A 19,537-nucleotide genomic window follows, 5' to 3' on the forward strand; every position below is an offset into this window, starting at 1 on the left:
GTACGCTATCTATGCTCCCCTTAATATGTTCTGTGACGGATACATCTGTGGTCCTCCCTGTAATATAGACAAAAGCGCCTCTTCTTGCTAATTCTAAAGCGATTCCCCTCCCGGCACCTCTGCTGCTCCCGGTAACCAATGCAACTTTCCCTTTCAATGTCATAGCCCTCAACCCTTTCCACATGAATTCGGATTTCAATATTCTGTGAACATTCCTTACGTTTTATAAGTATAGCCCGTATATATGACATCAACTGACATATATAATATAATCATGATTTAGAAATGATTAATGGTGATCGTCTAATCAATAATTCGAGGAGGTACAATAGCCTAATGAGAGCCGACCGTTTGTTATCAATATTACTTCTGTTGCAAAATCGTGGAAAAATGACTTCTAGAGAATTGGCCCAAACACTCGAGGTATCAGAACGAACTGTGTTTCGTGATATGGAAGCATTAAGTGCTTCAGGAATACCCATTTTAGCTGAACGTGGTCGTGAAGGAGGCTGGATGCTTACTGAAGGGTACCGAACCTCCCTAACGGGAATGAAGCCACAAGAGATTGGTTCACTGCTTCTGTCCGCTGACGCATCAATAATGAAGGATCTGGGGATACAAGACGACTACTCTTCCGCTCTTCTCAAACTAGAGGCTGCATCCTCACATCGACTTAGTAACCCAGCAAATTACCTAAGCGAGCGTATTCATATTGATGGCGCCAGTTGGCATCCTTCGGATGAGACTTATCCGTTCCTTTCTGTACTGCAGAGAGCACTTTGGGAGGACCGCAAAGTAAAAATCACTTATCTCCGGAGCAACGAGACAACGGTCCGTTTCATTGAACCTCTTGGGTTAGTTGCAAAACGCGGAGTATGGTATGTCGTAGCCAAAAGCAAAGATGAACTACGGACCTTTCGTGTGTCCAGATTAGTTAACGTTGAGGAGACTCATGAGTGGTTTAAAAGACCTGATGACTTTGATTTAAAACAGTACTGGGAAGAGTCCACCACTGCCTTTAAAGCAGCACTGCCAAAGTATCAAGTAAAGCTAAGGGTTAGAACATCTATCTTAAAAGAATTACAGCGAGAAAGATTCGTCTCTGTCCAATTGATAGAGCCAACTAGCAAAGCAGAGTGGGTAAACGTAGATGCCGAATTTAATACGATCGAGTCGGCCTGCCGGATAATCCTTTCTTTTAGTCCCTCGGTTATTGTACTTTCACCGCAAGAACTTTTAGAGATGGTAAAGTCTGCTATCGCAAAAATTTCCGCTATTTATGAGGATTTTTGACACGAAATCTAAAGAACTACTCCGAAAAGAAGATTTATGTCAGTTCTTACTATAGACCAATCACCTTTAAATCCCATATAATAACACCAATACATAATATTAATAAGGAGGACATTATACCAATGAACTGGATGCATAAACTTCCGTTAAAACAAAGAATTGTTGCCGGATGTTACCTCGTTGCCGCACTATTTGCTATTCCTGTTTTAGTTACTTTTATGATCTTAGGCAACATTATTTTGGGTATTGTTCTAATCGTAGTTCTTGCTGCTCTAACTTTCCCCGTGGCCCGCTTTATCGAGAGAACGCTTACATCTTCTTTTGATGACATCGCGAATGTATCTCATAGTATTTCAAAAGGGGATTTTACTAGTAGAGCCGATGAGAACGGGTCTATGGGGGACGTAAGTCGTTCCTTTAATACTATGATTGACAAGCTCAAGAAGATTTTGACAGAAGCATCACAAATCACTCGTCAAGTTATGGATGCAAGCCGTGGAATCGAAGATAAGAATCAAAATTTGAAAATTGTCATGGCACAGGTAGCCTCTTCGTCTAACGAGCTAGCTCTTGGTGCAAATGAAATATCTACGGATATCGCTGAAATGACAGAATCCATTAAAGATATTGAGAATAAAGTATCCAATTATACGAACTCAACGAAAGAAATGAACAGACGTTCAATACATACATTAGAACTAGTTGAACAAGGACGGCAGTCCGTTGATACTCAAGCTGAAGGCATGCGCAAAAACATCCAGGCTACTCAAAAAGTAGCTGATACTATCGAAGCCCTGTCTCATAATGCTCGCGGAATTACGATGATTACAAAAACCATCACAGAGATCGCTGAGCAGACCAACCTCTTATCGCTGAATGCCTCCATCGAAGCAGCACGCGCCGGAGAGCATGGTCGAGGATTTGCTGTAGTCGCACAGGAGGTTCGTAAACTTGCCGAGGAATCAACGGCTTCAACGAAGGAAGTCTTTGGCTTAGTTCGGAGCATCGAAACTGATATCAAACAAGCGATTGACAATATCGCTATCAACGAAGAAGTCGTACAGGTACAGAATGAGATGATCACTCAATCTGCTCATATCTTTGCTCAAATTGTGCAAAGTGTGCAGTATATTACCGAGCAAATCTCTTCCTTCTCTGCTGAAAGTGATCTGATGTTGGAAAGTGCCTTGAAAATCTCAAGTGCAATAGAGAATATCTCTGCAATCACACAGCAAACCGCTGCCGGCACCGAGGAAGTATCCGCCGCTATGAATGAACAAATTAATGCCCTGCAGTCTGTTGCTGAAGAAACTGAGAAAATGACACAGGCTGTGTTTAATCTACAGAAGACTATCCATATTTTCAAGTTTTAAGTCACTTGCAAAAATATATAAACAAGTCCAAAAACTCCTCCTAAGTTTTGACTTAGGGGGAGTTTTTTTTATATCTATTATTTCATAGGTTGGACAAGACTTTCGTCAAAATTCGAGTTAATTTGCGAAAATATATTGACAAAGGTTCTCTAGGAATATATTGTAAAGGAAAATTATTCTTATAAATTTTAAAATTAATATTGGCAAAATCTTCGAAAGAGGATGACGCAAAACCATGGATCTACAGCCTCATTTTTAATCAGAGGCCATGACTGCCAGGTTGCAGAAAACCAAGACGACTGAACAATTGTTCAGTCTCTATGGCGATTTATGCCACCAACCTGTGCCCTAATTCAGAGCACAGGTTTTCTAATGTTTGATTTTAAAATAACAATCAACTTGTGAGGTGTATTTTTTGAAGACAGTCGCAGATTACATGTCGGAAGCACTACGGAACCTAGGTGTTACCCATTCCTTTGGTATTATTGGGAAATCCATTTGTCCTATTGTTCTTAAAATGGTAGATTACGGTATTGAATTTATTCCTGGGAGACATGAGTCCAGTTCCGGCTTCGAAGCAGCCGGGTATGCGCTTAAAACTGGAAAACTAGGTGTAGCTTTTGGTACTTCAGGTCCTGGTGGAACAAACCTATTAACTGCAGCAGCACATGCTAAGGCTAACAACCTACCTGTCCTATTTATTACTGGCCATCAATCTATTAAAGAGCTTGGAATTCCCCAATGTCAGGACTCTACTTCTTTTCTAGCTGATTTAGCTGATATGTTTAGACCTGCCACCTTATATAGCAAGCTTATTGAACGTGGAGATCACTTTAACACAATCTTTAATCATGCCATATCCATTGCTTTGAGCGGTAATCGTGGTCCAGTTCACCTTTGTATTCCCTTTGATGTACAAACGGAATTGCTAGAGGAATGTAATATTGTAATCCCTGAACGCGAATCACTGGTTAGCCATGCTAATATCGACCGTGTACTTGATGCTATAAATAACTCTAAGAATCCAATAATTATCGCGGGTAAAGGCGTTAACCGCTCAGGAGCACATAGTGAGCTAATTCAATTAGCGGAAACATTTAATATTCCTGTAGTTACATCTCCAGGTGGTAAAGGGGCTATAGCTTGGGATCATCCACTCTATCACGGTCCAATTGGAGTAGGCGGTTGTACCCATGGGGATGACTTGCTGAATCAAAGTGATCTATTTATCGTTCTCGGGTCACGTTTAAGTGATATGACTATTTGTAATCTTAAAAGGGAAAATCATCCTGCAACATTAATTCAGTTTGATAGCGATCCGACTTTTGTCGGAAAAATATTGTTCTCTAAAACGATTCCAGTGACTGGAGATCTACGGGACAATCTAGTTTACTATCTCAATAATATTGACACGAACAACATCACAAAACGCGAAGCACCGACAAATTCCGATTATACCGAAGAGCCTCCGATTTTACCAAACCTTTCACTTGCATCGGTCTTGAGTACGATGAGTGATTTGATTCCTTATAACAGCACAGTCTTTGTTGATGATGGAAGTCACGGTTTCCATGCTGCGAAATGGTACAAGGTTAAGAAACCGGGCAGTTTTGTTTTCGATGCTTACTTTGCTTGTATGGGTAATTCCATCGGAATGGCGATTGGTGCAAAGGTTGCTGCTCCAGAAGAAACGATCTTCTGCATTACAGGAGATGGCTGCTTTATGATGCTAGGCGCAGAGATTAACGCTGCTGTCTGCAAGGATATTCCTGTCATATTCATTGTTGTGAATAATAAACAGCTAGATATGGCTCTAAAAGGTATGGAAAAAACTACAGGACGTATTGACGGAACTATCTACGAAGTCCCTATGGATGCTGTGAAATTCGCAGAATCACTAGGCGCTAAGGGTTACAAATGTGAGACAGCGGAGGAGTTCGAAACAGCCATCAAGGATGCTGTTGCCATCAACCGTGTTGCCGTCATTGAACTGCTAACAGACCGTGATGAGGTCCCTCCGACTGCTCACCGTACTTTGAACCTAAATTAGGAGGTCACTTATGAAAGACAATGTAAACAGTGGTCTGAACCACTTCACGAATCTCTCTGGAGACTACGGAGCTAAAGCACTGGCTCCGATTAAAGAACATTTCCCCGATTTGGCTGAATTTATTATGGGGAATGCCTACGGCGATATTTTTCAACGCAACACAATCGAAGCTGACTGGAAGGAAATCGCAGTTATCTCTGCCCTGATTTCGATGGGTCAGTTTGATCAATTGGGTGTTCATTATGTCATGGCTCTTCGTGTGGGAGTTACTGTAGAACAACTCAAAGGTATTCTATTACACTTAGTACCCGCTATAGGGGCACCTAGAATCATCACCGCTTTTAATATTCTTCTCGAAACGATTGAAGAAATAAAGTAACTATTTTCAGTAAAATTAAAATATCGGGAGATGTTAACGTGGGACAGTTTATTTTAAAGACAGACACTACTAAAAAAGTGATCAATATTGAGCTGGAAGGAACATTTTCTGAAGAAGATGGTCTGAAATCTATCCAAGCTTATCAACAAACTATTAATCCTATCACTCCAGCTGACTATGAATTACAAATCGACTGCAGAAAGCTAAACGTAACTGCTCCTGATGTTGTGCCTCTTTTGGAAGGTTGCTTCGTAATGTTTAAGAATGATGGATTTGTAAAAGTAAATCTAACCCTTGAGAATAACCCAATTCTTAAAATGCAGCTTGCTCGTCTGGGTCGTAAAGCAGGACTAGATAACATCGAGATCATTTCCACCGTTACAGCTTAATTCTTCTTATAACTAAAAAAACTATAGAGTTTTTCAGGAGGATTCATTCATATGACCGGAATTCGTATTCAAGACATTGATATCTATCATCCTAGTAATAAAGTTGGTAACGACTTTTTTATTAAGCATTTTGACGAAAAGGGTATTGATATCCGAGGTCTACTGACCACTTTAGGTCGTGATACGCGCTATAGCATTAAGAATGAGGAAGAAAATTCTCTTACGATGGCTTTTGAGGCTGCCAGTAATGTGTTGGATAAAAATGGTCTCACTGGCGCTGATATCGATCTTATTGCCTATGCAAGTCAAACTCCTGAATATATCTTTCCTACTAACTCTTTAATGATTCACCGTTTAATTAACGGCGCATCCCATACAATTTGTATAGATAGCAACGCTAACTGTGCAGGTATGACTGCTTCCGTAGAACAGGTGAGCCGTCAAATGCAAGCCAATCCTAGAATTAAACGTGCTTTGGTCATCGGATCCGATTATGTAGCACCTCATGCAGATAAGAATGATCCTGTCTATTATGCTAACTTCGGTGATGCAGCTGCGGCAGTCCTTCTTGTGCGCGATGATAATGCGGTAGGCTTCATTGATTCTGTCTATCAAACAGACACATGCGTTTATGGCAACTCCATGTTCCCGGCTGAAGGCTTGGCTAATCTGGGTAGAAAAGGCGTCGCGGCTGGAGAATTCAATGTGAAGTTCATTCCATTTGATGATTCCATTTGCGTAGATGCTGCTTCTGAATCGATTCGCACGCTTCTATCTGATAACAACATAGCGCCTGAATCTATAAAAGCGGCCTGTTTCTCACAGCTTTCACTACCTAATATCGTTGGTGTTTGTGAAAAAGTGGGTATTGATCGTGAGGTTGCGGTTTACATAGGTGATGAATTCGGATACACCTCAACCAGTAGCCCGTTTATCGCTCTACACAAAGCTATTACTACAGGAAAGATCGAACGCGGAGATAAAGTTCTGTTCTGGACAGTGGGCGCTGGATGGCAAAACGTTGCATTTGTTATTGAATATTAAGCGTTACAACCTAAAAAGCGGCAGGCCAAGGATTATCCTTAGCTTGCCGCTTTTTAGGTTGATCTGTTCTTTAGGACTCGCTGGCAAAGGATAACCCCTTTTCAGTGAGCGCACGCCGTAGTACATCAATCCCTTTTGGTCCCATCCCATGGAGCTGCAGAAGCTCTGACACAGTGAGCTTACTGATTTGGTGAATCTGTGTATACCCAGCACCATGAAGTGCTCGAAGTGCAGGCTTAGATAGTCCACTCGGTAGATCAGATTCTGTTCCATTAAACATAGACATATGCATCTCCCTGATCACTGATATCTTTCATGTTTTTCCCAGCCCATGGTACGCGCTACAGCGTCTTTCCAGGCGTTGTAACGTCGTTCACGCTCATCTATACCCATTACAGGTGAAAAGATCCTCTCAGCTTTGTTAAAGCTTTCTAGCTGCTCTCTTGTCCAGACTCCTGAGGTTAATCCAGCCAGAAGTGCTGCTCCCAGCGCAGTCGTCTCCGCATATGTAGTTCGAGTAACTTCACTACCGAGGATATCAGACTGGAACTGCATCAGCAAATCATTACGAACCGCTCCACCATCTACACGAAGTCCGGTCAATGGCATGCCTGCATCTTTTTCCATCGCCCCAATTACATCTCTAGACTGAAATGCTAATGCCTCTAACGTTGCTCTTACCAAATGCCCCGAGGTGGTTCCTCTAGTTAGACCGAAGACTGCTCCACGTGCATACATATCCCAATAAGGGGCACCTAGTCCAGTAAAAGCAGGTACGACGACAACCCCTTCACTGTCCTCTACTTCCCGTGCTTTGTCTTCCGAGCCTGCCGGCTCCGTTATGAGTCCTAACCCCTCCTGAAGCCATTGTACAGCCGCTCCGGCTACAAACACACTGCCCTCGAGTGCATAATAGAGTTCATCCCCCATTCCCCAAGCTACAGTGGTCAACAACCCATGACTGGAGACTACAGCTTCTGTACCTGTATTCATCAGAATAAAGCATCCAGTTCCATATGTGTTTTTGGCACTGCCGGGTTCAAGACAAGTATGTCCAAACAAAGCAGCTTGTTGATCCCCCAATACAGAGTGAATAGGTATTTCTGTCCCGAACCACTGCGCGTCTGCTGCTCCAAATTCACTACCGGACATCCTCACTTCTGGCAGGATGGTGCGTGGTACACGAAGCTCCTCCATTAGCTCTTCGTCCCAGCAGCGTTCATGTAGATTATATAGCATCGTACGCGATGCATTAGTTACATCAGTAGCATGTACAGCCCCGCCAGTAAGCTTCCAGATTAGCCAGCTGTCTACTGTCCCAGCTAGTAACTCGCCATTATTCGCCCGCTCTCGTGCGCCTTCTACATGATCAAGAATCCAGGAGAATTTAGTTGCAGAAAAATAAGCATCCACAACGAGTCCCGTCTTGCTAGCAATGAGTACCTCTAACCCCTTACTCTTGATCTCTTCACACAGCTCTGCAGTACGTCTGTCCTGCCACACAATCGCAGGATAAATCGGCTTACCTGTTGCTCTATCCCAGATCAGGGCCGTTTCCCTCTGATTTGTAATTCCAATGGAATATATTTCCTGAGGCGTTATCCCGCCCTGAGTAATCGCATCTCTTGCAGCTGCAAGCTGTGACGCCCAAATTTGCTCTGGGTCATGCTCCACCCAGCCAGGGTGTGGGAAAGATTGTTTAACCTCATATTGCCCTTGTGAGACGATTCTAGCGTCCTCATCGAACACTATGGCTCGTGAACTGGTAGTCCCTTGGTCTAAAGATAAAATCATTTGATGGCCTCCCAAGCATAAACAATGAGATATGTTCCACGATGAACAAGATTAATGTGTTTGTTTCAACAAAAAGCACCTCTGCTGTCAGAGGCGCTATCACACATTGTGTTTGGAATTACTGTTTTTCGACAGGAAGTCTTAGGGTAAAGGTTGTACTTTCGCCCAACTTACTGGAAGCTGAAATGGTTCCGTGATGCGATTCAACAATATTTTTAACAATCGCAAGCCCGAGTCCCGTTCCACCTGATTCTCCCCGTACACGTGCCTTATCGGCTTTGTAGAAACGATCAAATATATAAGGCAGATCTTCCTGCGGAATGCCGACGCCTTCATCCTGAATTTTAATTTCAAAATAGCGACGCCCTTCTAAGACACAAGTTCCTGTATGAACTGTGATCTTCTTGCCACCCTGCGTATGACGAAAAGCATTATCGAGCAAATTGGTTAAGACCTGCTCAAGCTTATCTTCATCCGCTGCCTTAAGAACAAGGACATCGCTCTCTTTATTTAGCTGCAGATGAATATCACGCTCTTTCGCACGTACGGAAAATTTACGATACACTCGTTCCAGCAGTTCGTTCACATCTACTTCTGCCTTCAGCATATCCGTATGTCCAGCTTCCATTCGCGCAAGGTCGAGCAGATCCTTTACAAGACGTCCCATACGGAGCGATTCATCATGAATGACCTGAATCAGTTCACTGCTTTCCTCTGGTGAAGAAGCCATGCCGTCAAGTAAAGCCTCACTATAACCTTGCATCATCGATAATGGCGTCCGAATCTCATGAGAGACGTTTGCCACGAAGTCACGGCGCATTTTTTCGAGTCGCACTTCTTCAGTCACATCACGCAGAACAGCAACCACTCCACGAATGCTCCCCTCAGAATATAAAGGTGCCATATGGACGGACCACACGCCCTGCCGGACATGTACATTAGAACGCTCATCGCCGCCTTGTTTCAACGTGCTCAAAAATAAAGGACACAGGGGAGGTGGAACATTACTCTCAGCCGTTTCCGTATGAGGTTCAATGTCACTCTCTTGTTCCCACTCTAAATCGCTCCAGCTCTCAAGTAGCGATTGACCATGCGGATTGGTCAGAATAATCTGGCCTTCGATGTCAAAGGTGATTACAGCATCACTCATGCTGCGTAATACACTGGATAGATGGCCCTTCTCATGGTGCAGACTGCGAATATTCTCTTCCAACTCCTCAGCCATATGGTTGAAGGAAGTCGCCAATTGGCCAATCTCGTCACTTGTGACCAGCGTCAGCCTTGTTCCGTATTCACCACGTCGAATGTTGTTTGCAGCCTCGATGACACGTTGCATCGGTTGAGTGATCTTGGTAAACAAGAACAACGCGAAGAATGTCGTCAAAGAAAATCCGATCATGCACGTATACATAAATAAACGTTTGATATCGCCGGAATTAGCAAAGTTGCTGTCGATATAGGGAAGTAGAAACAACCCGAGTGTAATAAGCACGACAGCGACCAGGCAGATGATCGTGACCCACAGCTTGCCGACAAGACTTCTCCAGAAGTTCACTTATTTAGGTACCTCAAGTTTGTAGCCTACACCCCATACAGTTGTAATCATCGCCGCGGATTCCGGTGATACTTTATTCAGTTTTTCACGAAGACGCTTAACATGGGTATCGACTGTACGCAAATCTCCGAAAAACTCATAATTCCAAACATCTTTAAGGAGTTCTTCACGAGAGAACACTTTATCCGGTGAAATCGCCAAATAATGCAGCAGTTCGTATTCTTTCGGTGTCAGACTCACTTCTTCACCGCCAGCAGTTACTCGGTGTGCGTCATGCTCAATAATAAGATGAGTGAATACAATGTTATTACTGGAGTTGCTCTCTTTGGACAAAAATGCTGTTGCTGAAGAACGGCGCATAATGGCCTTCACGCGATAAATCACTTCGCGAGGACTAAATGGCTTCACGACATAATCATCCGCGCCCATTTCAAAGCCCTGTACACGATTAATCTCTTCGCCTTTAGCTGTAAGCATTAAGACAGGTGTTGATTTGACCCCTCTGAGTCGGGTCAGCACTTCCATTCCATCAATGCCAGGCAGCATAACATCCAGCAAAATTAGACCGTAGTCATTTGCTGTTGCTTTGCGAAGAGCGATTTCGCCATCTTCAGCTTCGTCGATTTCATAACCTTCTTTTTCAAGATACATCTTTAGCAGGCGGCGAATGCGTTCCTCATCATCCACTACCAGAATTCTGTTTAAATGATCTGCCATTTCACAACAACCCCTTCATCAAATACAGTAGAACGTAACCTTAAATCCATTGTGCTGTGTTAGCAGGTAAACTATGCTCAGTCCGTCCCCGCATAAGAATGAAGTCCGGCGATGACTAGATTAACGCCAACTAAGGTAAACATTACGACCAAAAAGCCTAGAACGGCAAGCCAGGCAGATTTTCGCCCTTGCCATCCACGAGCCAATCGTAAATGAAGATAAGCACTATAGAAGAGCCAAGTAACGAGTGCCCAGACTTCTTTGGGATCCCATCCCCAGAATCTTCCCCAGGCTATTTGCGCCCATATCATTGCAAAAATCAAAGCGCCTAATGTGAAAATAGGAAAGCCAATGGCTATCGCCCTATACGTTATCTCATCTAGATCGCCTTCATCAATCCCCTCCATAACCGGGTGAATCGCTGCGCCTAGTGGCTTGCGTACGATCAAGCGAAGAATTCCGTAAAGGAGTAATCCGGAAAGAATCGACCAGATTACAGTATTAAACTTCCGGCCAGCATTCACACCATTCATCCATGAAGGAGCTTCAAAGAGAGGTTCTTTCATGCCAAGAAACGACTGGAAGCTTTCAATTTCGCTATTGTGAGGAGCAACAATCGGCGGCATTCGATAACTCACTTTCTCTATTGTACTATTTTCCTGCCCTGCGCTGTCAATCGTAACGTTGGGACGGACAAAAACAGTCTCATAACCTGCTCCGCGGAAAGCAAAAACTGAACCCAGAAACCCAATTATAACAATGATTGAAAAGAGAGTAAATTCAATCAGTCTCTGTTGCTTACGATCCGCCTTCTCTTTACTGGAAAAATTAACAGTCCGTAGCAGATACATCAGTCCTGCCGCAAAACCTACCGCGAAAAAGGATTCACCTAGTGCTGCCAGTGTTACGTGAATCTTGAGATAGTTCGATTGCAGGGATGGAATTAACGGCTGAACCTCCTGAGGAAATACAGCTGCGTACGCCATCACAATAATGCTAATTGGAACTGCAAACAGACCGAGAATAACTTTGCGATAGATCGCGTACATCACTGTAAAGGCTACCATAACCATCATGGATAAGAAAGTCATGAACTCATACATATTGCTGACCGGAATATGTCCTGCACCAAACCAACGTGTAAAGAAATAAATAAGATGAAAGATAAGACCTATAGAAGAAACAATAAAAGCTATTTTACCCCATCGAGCAGTATGTTCCTCTGGCTTGCGGCCCGACCACTTACGACCCATGATAGCGATAGTGAATAACATAAACGACCCGCTGTATAATAAGAATGCGGCAATAAAGACGGCACTGCTGATATCGAGCAAGCTCATGTAAGGCCTCCTCCATTATCTATTGATTTTTCATCGACTACCATATCTACTTTTTCTAAAATAGAAACGATCTCACGACGGAAACCGAACCAATTCTTGTTCGTATGTCCTCCGAGTATTAGCTCTCCGTTTACAACGGTAAGCCAGATGCGTCTATGCTGCCAGTAAAATCCAAGGATTAAACCCAGCATCACGATTGCTGCACCTAACCATACAAAAGGCATTGCACGATCAATACGTATATTCAAGTATGTAGTCGATTCCGAAAAATCAACATCGCTCATGTTGTCCACTTCAAGCTCAAGAAATCTATTGCTGCCACCAAGCTTATCGTTAATAGCCACCTGCTGAAACTGAGACTTATCTACCTGCTTAGGAAAATAGAAGTACTGCTGCCCTACCGCTGGCAAATTCGGTCCTTGAATCAAGAATAAGAATGCTGGTGCATTCGGATAAGGCGACTTAGATATCGGCTGACCATCCTCATTCAGTCCAAAATCCATATACTTCTCTTTTAAAGTCATCGTATAGGGTCCCGCTGTAATTGTACGCTGCGGATTCTTCATATCCAGTTTGAATTTACCGTACGACTCCCCAGTGGCGGAATTTTTAAGCACAGGCTGTACAGAACGCAGTACAGGTGTTAGATCATAATCAAACTGATACGCTTTCAATCCTTTATAATCCAAAGGTGAGTTTACTTGGATATTATGCGTTGTCACCTCGGTAAGCTGCGGTTCCTTAGTAGGATCTGCGCAATCCGCGGTACATTTATATAGCACTGCTTTAGTTTGGAATAATTTTGGAAGGATCTTTTTGCCTCGAAACTCCTCTGGCATCTCTTCATCGGTGTAGAACTCTACGGTGAATTTCTCGTTTTTTAAATAATAGGTAGTATCCGGAATCTGTGTAATCTCCCCTTGCGGGAAAGCAAGATGCTGATCCATGTTGAGACCCGGCAATCCTCTTGCCAGTACAGCAAGTAAAAAAATAATCAAACCAATATGTATTACGTAAGGCCCCCAGCGGCTGAAGCGGTGTTTCTCTGCCAGCAGAGCTCCTCCATCCGTCTTGACTCGGTAGCCCTTTTTACGCATAGGCTGAACCACCCGAGCAACCCAAGCTTCTGGTTCTTCTTGCACTTCAGTAACTAGCACAGCCTTTTGCCGAGTTAAGAACTGACGATGTTTCCGAATTTTCTGCCTAGTTAATGCCTTATATAGCGGAAGTACTCTGTCCAAACTACAAATGACTAGTGAAGCACCAATCATTACGAGTAGAGTCACAAACCACCAGGATTCGTATGTATGTGAAAGTCCAAGCTTATAGTAGATGTCCCCAGCTGTTCCGTACTCCTGCTTATAATAACTCGATGCATCAATATTAAGGAAAGTACTCTCCTGAGGGAAAATGGTTCCCAGCATAGAGCCTAACAGTGTCAAAACGATTAGATATATCGCTATTTTGACAGATGAAAAAAAGTTCCAAACTCGATCAATAATGCTTGGATTAACACGCTGCGAACGACGGGCTACACCATCATAACGCATTTCCAGATTCTCGCCCCAGTCCGATTCTTTGCCAAGCGGCTTTCCGCATGCTTCACATAGAACAGTGCCTACAGGGTTCTGATGGCCACATTCACATTTGGTATTGGTTATAAAAGCCTCGCGTTCACTCATCAATCCACCAGCTTCCCAATTTGATCATCTAGTGAATCTAAATCAAGCTGGCCAATATGAATGCTGTCAATTTTACCCTTTGCATTAATAAAAAAAGTAGTGGGGAGTGGAGAAATACCATAACTTCGTACAGCGTCTCGTCCCGTGTCCATCAAAATCGGAAAATCAATATTGACTTGCTTCACAAAATTCTCGACAGTCATCTGATCTTCACCTACGTTGATTCCAATAACGACTACATCTTTGTCCTTCCATTTTTCCCATTGTGCTTGGAGAGCCGGCATTTCTTTTACACATGGCGTGCACCATGAGCCCCAGAAATTCAGCACAATAGCCTTACCCTTATACTCGTCTAACGTATGCCCAAGTCCATCAAGACCCAGCAAATCAATGGCAGGCGCTTTACTACCTTCCTCTGGTTTTCCGCTTCCACCAAATACAGAGGAACCAATTGCATAACCACCCACTAGAACGATTAGAAACAGAATTACGATTTGAATTGGTTTTCTCGCTTTACCCACATGTAAAGCCCCCTTCTGTGACGCAACTCATACTTATGTTGTAAGGTGTGAACATCCTATGAACATTATAACGAATTTCGTCACAGTATTAGGGGGTTTAATTGTGAATATTGTGTGTCTTTATGACTCTTTACGTGGAGTTCTTTCTTTGAGTAATCCTGCTTTGGCAATTTGCTGCAGATGGTTAATTTCATCTTTTGTCAAATGACGGTAGGATCCACGTTTAAGATTTTGCAGCATAATATCCCCGAATGAAATCCGCTTCAGACGGAGAACGGGGTGTGAAATCGCATCAAACATGCGTCGTACCTGACGGTTACGTCCCTCGTGAATCGTAATACTGATTACTGCTTCTTTATTCGCTTCATCAATATCTTTGTACTCTACTTCGGCAGGCGCTGTCATACCATCTTCCAGCTTGATCCCAGCCTTTAGCTTGTCCAGTGCAGTACCGTGCGGGATACCCTTGACCGTAGCGTGATACGTCTTAGGTACATGATGCTTAGGATGGGTAAGCAAGTTAGCGAAATCTCCATCATTCGTTAACAGCAGCAGTCCTTCCGTATCATAATCCAGACGGCCTACAGGGTAAACCCGTTCTGTAATTCCTTTAAGGTAGTCTGTTACAACCTTGCGACCCTTTGGATCGGAAGCACTTGTAATGACTCCTTTAGGTTTGTTGAACATAATATAGATTTTGTTCTCGCCCCGGATCAGTCTACCGGAGACTTTAATAATATCTGTTGCGGGGTCCACCTTCGTGCCAAGCGTAGTTACGAGTTCCCCGTTGACTTCCACTTTACCGGCCAAAATCATTTCTTCACACTTACGTCTGGACGCCACACCTGCCTGCGCCAAAATTTTCTGTAATCTTTCCATTTTCGACTAGTCACCTCAGATTAATGATAACCATCAGAGGGATAAATCACAAGTTCATTCCATGGAAAAAATGCGCCTGGGCAGTAATTATTGTGGGGTTCGATGATTAAAGGGGAGATTTGGTAGCGCTCTACCAGTTCTAAAATGAGTTTACCTGTGGCAAATAGCTGATCCTTCCTTCCAGATAATGGAGGAATACCATCTTCCCAGCTGAAATCACCTTCCAAGCAAATGTGAATATACTCCGGATCGGTCAGCAGCGGTGCTGCATAAATGGCTCCGTCCACACCAACCCAGAAATCAAAGCCTTTGCCATTGATGGAAGTACAGCGAGACTGATGCAGAATAAAACCTTTGTAGTTCATAGCGGATTGCCTCCCTCCACATTGCTGCAATAGCATATGTCGAGGAAGGAAAGGGGGTGACGCCTCCTACCCAAAAAGCAGGAGGCAGACCGCGATCGCGGCGACGAAGCCAACAACATCGGAGAATAAACCTACCTTAAGTGCATAACGTCCGTTACGCACACCAACGGCTCCAAAATAAACCGTTAATACATAGAGCGTTGTGTCCGTGCTGCCTTGTATGGTGGAGGCAATCATGCCGATTAGAGAATCCGGACCATGAACGCGAATCAGATCCGTGGTATAAGCAAGCGAGCCTGTCCCAGTGAGGGGCCGCAGAAGGCCGAGCGGCAGTACTTCTGGAGGTACGCCAAGTCCCCGCAGAGCAGGAGATATGAATCCCATTAGGAAGTCGAGTGCGCCCGATGCGCGAAAGACGCTGATCGCCACAAGCATTCCCACAAGATGAGGAATAATCGCGATTGCCGTTCCAAATCCATCCTTCGCCCCTTCGACAAATGACTCATACACCGGGACTTTACGCGTAAAAGCATAGAGCGGGATGAACGTAATCATGACCGGAATCGCCCATGCCGATAGGAGACTGATTAACTGGTACAAGTCATGCTCACCCTTTCAATGAAGAATTAGGCAGCGACGTCTTGGCCAATGGAGCAGAACCAGACTTTGCTGACGGCGGCTTTGGAGGTTTGCGCAGCAACGTCATCCTTCGGAAAAACCGGTCAGCCACTATAGCCGCAAGAGTCGCCACAGCCGTTGCGGCGAGGGTTGTGCCTACTATTCCCGCAGGATCTACCGAATTGTAATTCAATCGGATCGCAATTAGCGTCGCGGGAATTAGCGTAATGCTTGCTGTGTTAAGCGCCAGTAAGGTACACATGGCTGGTGTGGCCGTTTCTTTATCCGGGTTGAGCTTCTGCAGCTCCTGCATCGCCTTGATCCCCATAGGTGTAGCCGCATTGCCAAGTCCAAGCAAATTAGCGCTCATGTTGGAGAGAATATATCCGATTGCAGGATGGCCCTTCGGCACATCTGGAAAGAGGAAGGCTACGATTGGTCCAAGAATTTTGGCTATTTTTTTAAGCAAACCAGCATCCTCTGCGATCCTCATGATTCCTAGCCAGAATACAAGCACACTTATTAAGCCGAAACTTACTGTAACCCCACTCTTGGCTCCGTCGAATACGGCGGCTGTAAATTCATCCATTCTGCCGTTAACGGCGGCGAACAGAAAACCGATGATGATCATTCCTAGCCAGATCCCGTTAATCATGGATACGCCTCCCTCTTCATTATTCAGCTATCTGCTTACTTGGAACTTTCGCCCAATTTAAATAACGCCTTCAGTGCACTCCCTATAGCCTGAAACCAATTATCAGCAGGATAAGTGTGTGCTTGCGTTGTACTATATTTTTTAGTATAAGCGGATTCCTCAGGAGGTAAGGACTCTCGTGTATACACTGGAACCCGGCCTATCTCCTTGCCACCTAGATCTAGAACGAGAACCCCTTGCAATCCAAAGTTTGATCTTGCAGCTTTGACTGACGCCGCAGGGATCTGATTCAAGACAAGTTTAGTGGTCACTCTATCCTGCTCGCCTTGTCCGAGCGGATAGGCAAATTTTTTGGCTGTCACGAAGTCATAACCACTAACGGGATCCCCGCGTTCGATCATTGTTTTTAGTGGATAATGATTAAACCCGAAGTTTAGCAGTGAGGCATGATCATTCCAGTCATCCCCATCATTTATAGTCACTGCGACAAGCTGCTGGCCGTTTCTGGTCGCTGAGCTGACCAGGCAGCGTAGCGCTTTTTTGGTATATCCTGTCTTCACACCATCTGCGCCCTCATATAAGTACAGCATTTTATTCTTGTTTCTCCACTTGTAATCCCATTTCTCATTTGGATTGTCCGCAGTTTTCTCCTGTGTCTTCACAATTTGTTTAAATACAGGATTATGAAGAGCATACGCCGTCAGTTCAGCTAAGTCGTTAGCACTCGAATAATGGCCTTCAGCATCTAGACCATGCGGATTAGCAAAATGAGTATTTTTTAATCCGAGCTCTTCAGCCTTATTGTTCATCAGGTATACAAACCCTTCTTCAGAACCGCCGATATGTTCAGCGATCGCTGTTGCCGCATCATTCCCAGAGCGCAGCATTAGACCATACAGCATATTTTCCAGCGTCATCTCTTCACCTTGCTGTAAATAAATAGAGGAGCCTTCTTTGGCGAAAGCATTTTTACCAACTTTGACTTTGGATGCTAAATCACCATTCTCAATAGCGACGAGGGCGGTCATTATTTTAGTCAGGCTGGCAATAAGCATCGGCTCATCTCCTCGACTGCTATACAAAATACGCCCGGATTCCACATCAATCAGCGCCGCTGCCCTTGCATGCGTAGATATGGAGCTGTTCTCCGCATGAATCAAAGTTAGCGGTGTCAGAAACAGCAGCAAAATGCTCAGTAATAAGGCGATTGGAAATTTACGGGTTATTGTCTTCATATTTATCCTCCGGATTCTTATCGGTTCTTAAGTAAAATCATTCATTTCATGCTTATGTTGTACAAGTGTATGCGGACCAGCCTTAGGGTATGTCCTCTCCACACAAAAAGGGACACCGCCTGATGTAAGGCGATATCCCCGAGGCTATTTGTTGAATTATGTGTACCTAATGTGTTGAAGATTGGGATGTACTTGGATCGGGTTTAGCAGGTGCTTGTGGTGCTTGTGCTTGTGGTGCTTGTGTAGCAGTTGACCCAGCTTGACCTGAAGAACTGCTGCTTTGGAACATGGTCTGGATTTTGTCGATGAGCCCAGGCGTGGCATCGATAATTTTTTCGAACAAATGCGTTTGATTGTCGAGTGGCACAATGTTTACCCCATCCTTACCAACCACTAGAAAAGCGATCGGTCTGATGGAGACACCGCCCCCACTACCGCCACCAAAAGGAAGCATTTTGACACCGCCTTGGGAGCTTGATCCACTTATAGAATCCTCTACTCGATAATCACTACCCCCTGCAGCAAACCCAAAGGCCACCTTACTAATCGGCAGAATAATACTACCGTCAGGTGTTTGTACTGGATCTCCAACAATCGTATTAACATCTACCATGCCCTTGATATTTTCCATCGCTGTTTGCATTAGACCCTGAATAGGATGGTCGCTCATATTGTTTCCTCCTTAATTGAGTACGATTTCTCTTGCTTCTACAGCGCTTATCATCCCCACATCCACGCATTTGTATGTAACTTTCATTCTAAACTTTGCCCATGAGACTCCCTACGCATCCGTTTTAGTATTTTTCTCCACTTACTGATTCCCCCCGCCTCCCTCAAGACACGAAGAATAAGCTGCAATGATGCGTATACGGCATAGGAAACGGACAATTTACCCTCACATACGAACTCCATTGAAAAAGAATGCTCATCTTGAAAAACAGGCTTCACAAACACTCGTGGATTGTGTTTCAATTTGACCCTCTGCGAAATAAATCCAACGATGCTCCATTTCAATCCCCAGACGGCTCCTGATACTATGGCAGTGTCTGCCGCATCACCTAGTGAGAAGTCTGTGGACCAGTCGAGCTTTGATATTTTGACATGTGATACAGTTTCCTTGAACCACTTCTTCAATCCACGTGTGGATTTCACTGCTAGCTGTACATTGTCCCGCCAGCGCTCAATTCTTTCTTTATCGAATTGTTCTTCCTTTACAGTGTCAACACCTGTAGTCGCGGTACCCGTCTCTTTAAACTTCCCAAGCACGCCTTGCTCCAATCCCTTAAAGACCAATCGAGGCAGTTCATAGTGCAGTTTGATCAGACCAAAAAGTGTCTTAACATCTAACTCGATCAGATCATTTTTGTCATGTTTATAGCACCGGATGCGGAAATCGATAGATGAAGACAGAACCAGGATCATTGCCAGTACCAGCAATCCGAGGGGAATTCCAAGCCATAACGTCACGTGTTTACCTCCAAGAAACCTTAATAATGGGAACCTTTGGTTTAGTATGGCAATTTAATCTGGAAAAAATTCGGGGTTTGGCTAAAAAATGTGGCTCTACAAAAAAATAGGGACTGCCCATAAACCATTATGAATGGTTTATGGGCAGTCCCAGCAATACAAATCATTGCGGAATAACAAA

20 protein-coding genes and 1 riboswitch are annotated in these 19,537 nt (G+C 44.0%); of the genes, 6 read left to right on the forward strand and 14 right to left on the reverse strand.

From position 1 onward, the window contains the following. The first annotated feature begins 336 nt into the window (after positions 1-336). From NYE25_RS11575 to NYE25_RS11600, 6 genes are all read left to right on the forward strand, one after another. Positions 337-1,293 carry a helix-turn-helix transcriptional regulator gene (locus NYE25_RS11575; protein ID WP_341145957.1) on the forward strand — a complete coding sequence of 319 codons (957 nt, stop codon included), beginning with the start codon at positions 337-339 and terminating at the stop codon, positions 1,291-1,293. Between the two features lie 122 nt (positions 1,294-1,415). Next, positions 1,416-2,666, forward strand: a complete 1,251-nt coding sequence (locus NYE25_RS11580; protein WP_042190241.1) for a methyl-accepting chemotaxis protein — start codon at positions 1,416-1,418, stop codon at positions 2,664-2,666. 192 nt (positions 2,667-2,858) lie between these two features. Further along, positions 2,859-2,954: riboswitch (cyclic di-GMP riboswitch) on the forward strand. A gap of 118 nt (positions 2,955-3,072) precedes the next feature. Continuing rightward, entirely contained in the window at positions 3,073-4,716 is a 1,644-nt protein-coding gene (locus tag NYE25_RS11585) for a thiamine pyrophosphate-binding protein (protein ID WP_052404378.1), read from the forward strand. Between the two features lie 10 nt (positions 4,717-4,726). Continuing rightward, entirely contained in the window at positions 4,727-5,095 is a 369-nt protein-coding gene (locus tag NYE25_RS11590; RefSeq protein ID WP_042129622.1) for a carboxymuconolactone decarboxylase family protein, read from the forward strand. Between the two features lie 38 nt (positions 5,096-5,133). Continuing rightward, positions 5,134-5,484 (forward strand): hypothetical protein, encoded by a 351-nt coding sequence (locus tag NYE25_RS11595; protein WP_042190245.1) that lies wholly within the window; start codon positions 5,134-5,136, stop codon positions 5,482-5,484. Between the two features lie 51 nt (positions 5,485-5,535). Further along, a complete protein-coding gene (locus NYE25_RS11600) occupies positions 5,536-6,528 on the forward strand; it encodes a 3-oxoacyl-[acyl-carrier-protein] synthase III C-terminal domain-containing protein (RefSeq protein WP_042190247.1) in 993 nt (330 codons plus the stop codon). Between the two features lie 70 nt (positions 6,529-6,598). On the opposite strand, the gene NYE25_RS11605 is transcribed toward NYE25_RS11600, so the two are convergent. The 14 genes from NYE25_RS11605 to NYE25_RS11670 all read right to left on the reverse strand — a co-directional run bounded on the left by NYE25_RS11605 (position 6,599) and on the right by NYE25_RS11670 (position 19,356). After that, positions 6,599-6,814: a DNA-binding protein gene (locus tag NYE25_RS11605; RefSeq protein ID WP_188114657.1), complete on the reverse strand. Its 216-nt coding sequence runs from the start codon at positions 6,812-6,814 to the stop codon at positions 6,599-6,601. A 14-nt stretch (positions 6,815-6,828) separates the two neighbouring features. Then, positions 6,829-8,322, reverse strand: a complete 1,494-nt coding sequence (gene glpK, locus NYE25_RS11610; protein WP_341145958.1) for a glycerol kinase GlpK — start codon at positions 8,320-8,322, stop codon at positions 6,829-6,831. Between the two features lie 118 nt (positions 8,323-8,440). Beyond that, positions 8,441-9,877: an ATP-binding protein gene (locus NYE25_RS11615; RefSeq protein ID WP_341145959.1), complete on the reverse strand. Its 1,437-nt coding sequence runs from the start codon at positions 9,875-9,877 to the stop codon at positions 8,441-8,443. Further along, the gene (locus NYE25_RS11620; RefSeq protein WP_036676174.1) at positions 9,878-10,594 is read right to left on the reverse strand and encodes a response regulator transcription factor; all 717 of its coding nucleotides are present in this window, start codon (positions 10,592-10,594) and stop codon (positions 9,878-9,880) included. Positions 10,595-10,671: 77 nt separating this feature from the next. After that, entirely contained in the window at positions 10,672-11,934 is a 1,263-nt protein-coding gene (ccsA, locus tag NYE25_RS11625) for a cytochrome c biogenesis protein CcsA (protein ID WP_042190256.1), read from the reverse strand. After that, positions 11,931-13,616, reverse strand: coding sequence for a cytochrome c biogenesis protein ResB (gene resB / locus NYE25_RS11630; protein WP_341145960.1), 1,686 nt, complete (start codon positions 13,614-13,616; stop codon positions 11,931-11,933). The genes ccsA and resB overlap by 4 nt, the downstream gene beginning before the upstream one ends. Further along, on the reverse strand, positions 13,616-14,137 hold the full coding sequence (locus NYE25_RS11635; protein WP_042190261.1) for a redoxin domain-containing protein: 522 nt from the start codon (positions 14,135-14,137) through the stop codon (positions 13,616-13,618). Before NYE25_RS11635 ends, resB begins: the two co-directional genes overlap by 1 nt. 120 nt (positions 14,138-14,257) lie before the next feature. Continuing rightward, positions 14,258-15,016, reverse strand: coding sequence for a pseudouridine synthase (locus NYE25_RS11640; RefSeq protein WP_036676166.1), 759 nt, complete (start codon positions 15,014-15,016; stop codon positions 14,258-14,260). 20 nt (positions 15,017-15,036) lie between these two features. After that, positions 15,037-15,381, reverse strand: coding sequence for a peptidoglycan recognition protein family protein (locus NYE25_RS11645; protein WP_341052695.1), 345 nt, complete (start codon positions 15,379-15,381; stop codon positions 15,037-15,039). A gap of 66 nt (positions 15,382-15,447) precedes the next feature. Then, positions 15,448-15,936 carry a spore maturation protein gene (locus NYE25_RS11650; RefSeq protein ID WP_042190265.1) on the reverse strand — a complete coding sequence of 163 codons (489 nt, stop codon included), beginning with the start codon at positions 15,934-15,936 and terminating at the stop codon, positions 15,448-15,450. 52 nt (positions 15,937-15,988) lie between these two features. Continuing rightward, positions 15,989-16,654 carry a nucleoside recognition domain-containing protein gene (locus NYE25_RS11655; RefSeq protein ID WP_341145961.1) on the reverse strand — a complete coding sequence of 222 codons (666 nt, stop codon included), beginning with the start codon at positions 16,652-16,654 and terminating at the stop codon, positions 15,989-15,991. A gap of 35 nt (positions 16,655-16,689) precedes the next feature. After that, a complete protein-coding gene (locus NYE25_RS11660; RefSeq protein WP_341052694.1) occupies positions 16,690-17,889 on the reverse strand; it encodes a D-alanyl-D-alanine carboxypeptidase family protein in 1,200 nt (399 codons plus the stop codon). A 166-nt stretch (positions 17,890-18,055) separates the two neighbouring features. After that, positions 18,056-18,559, reverse strand: a complete 504-nt coding sequence (gene ytfJ / locus NYE25_RS11665; RefSeq protein WP_076284545.1) for a GerW family sporulation protein — start codon at positions 18,557-18,559, stop codon at positions 18,056-18,058. Between the two features lie 83 nt (positions 18,560-18,642). Continuing rightward, on the reverse strand, positions 18,643-19,356 hold the full coding sequence (locus tag NYE25_RS11670; protein ID WP_076284544.1) for a DUF2953 domain-containing protein: 714 nt from the start codon (positions 19,354-19,356) through the stop codon (positions 18,643-18,645). Between the last annotated feature and the right edge of the window lie 181 nt (positions 19,357-19,537).

The organism is Paenibacillus sp. FSL E2-8871, assembly GCF_038000345.1.
Taxonomy (GTDB): domain Bacteria; phylum Bacillota; class Bacilli; order Paenibacillales; family Paenibacillaceae; genus Paenibacillus_AQ.

Excerpts from the sequence above, each read along its gene's own strand:
- NYE25_RS11655 (WP_341145961.1), bottom strand. The coding sequence starts at position 16,654 with ATGATTAACGGGATCTGGCTAGGAATGATCATCATCGGTTTTCTGTTC.
- resB (WP_341145960.1), bottom strand. The coding sequence starts at position 13,616 with ATGAGTGAACGCGAGGCTTTTATAACCAATACCAAATGTGAATGTGGC.
- ytfJ (WP_076284545.1), bottom strand. The coding sequence starts at position 18,559 with ATGAGCGACCATCCTATTCAGGGTCTAATGCAAACAGCGATGGAAAAT.
- NYE25_RS11575 (WP_341145957.1), top strand. The coding sequence starts at position 337 with ATGAGAGCCGACCGTTTGTTATCAATATTACTTCTGTTGCAAAATCGT.
- NYE25_RS11590 (WP_042129622.1), top strand. The coding sequence starts at position 4,727 with ATGAAAGACAATGTAAACAGTGGTCTGAACCACTTCACGAATCTCTCT.
- NYE25_RS11580 (WP_042190241.1), top strand. The coding sequence starts at position 1,416 with ATGAACTGGATGCATAAACTTCCGTTAAAACAAAGAATTGTTGCCGGA.
- glpK (WP_341145958.1), bottom strand. The coding sequence starts at position 8,322 with ATGATTTTATCTTTAGACCAAGGGACTACCAGTTCACGAGCCATAGTG.
- NYE25_RS11600 (WP_042190247.1), top strand. The coding sequence starts at position 5,536 with ATGACCGGAATTCGTATTCAAGACATTGATATCTATCATCCTAGTAAT.
- NYE25_RS11660 (WP_341052694.1), bottom strand. The coding sequence starts at position 17,889 with ATGAAGACAATAACCCGTAAATTTCCAATCGCCTTATTACTGAGCATT.
- NYE25_RS11645 (WP_341052695.1), bottom strand. The coding sequence starts at position 15,381 with ATGAACTACAAAGGTTTTATTCTGCATCAGTCTCGCTGTACTTCCATC.
- NYE25_RS11640 (WP_036676166.1), bottom strand. The coding sequence starts at position 15,016 with ATGGAAAGATTACAGAAAATTTTGGCGCAGGCAGGTGTGGCGTCCAGA.
- NYE25_RS11605 (WP_188114657.1), bottom strand. The coding sequence starts at position 6,814 with ATGTCTATGTTTAATGGAACAGAATCTGATCTACCGAGTGGACTATCT.
- ccsA (WP_042190256.1), bottom strand. The coding sequence starts at position 11,934 with ATGAGCTTGCTCGATATCAGCAGTGCCGTCTTTATTGCCGCATTCTTA.
- NYE25_RS11650 (WP_042190265.1), bottom strand. The coding sequence starts at position 15,936 with ATGATTACGTTCATCCCGCTCTATGCTTTTACGCGTAAAGTCCCGGTG.
- NYE25_RS11620 (WP_036676174.1), bottom strand. The coding sequence starts at position 10,594 with ATGGCAGATCATTTAAACAGAATTCTGGTAGTGGATGATGAGGAACGC.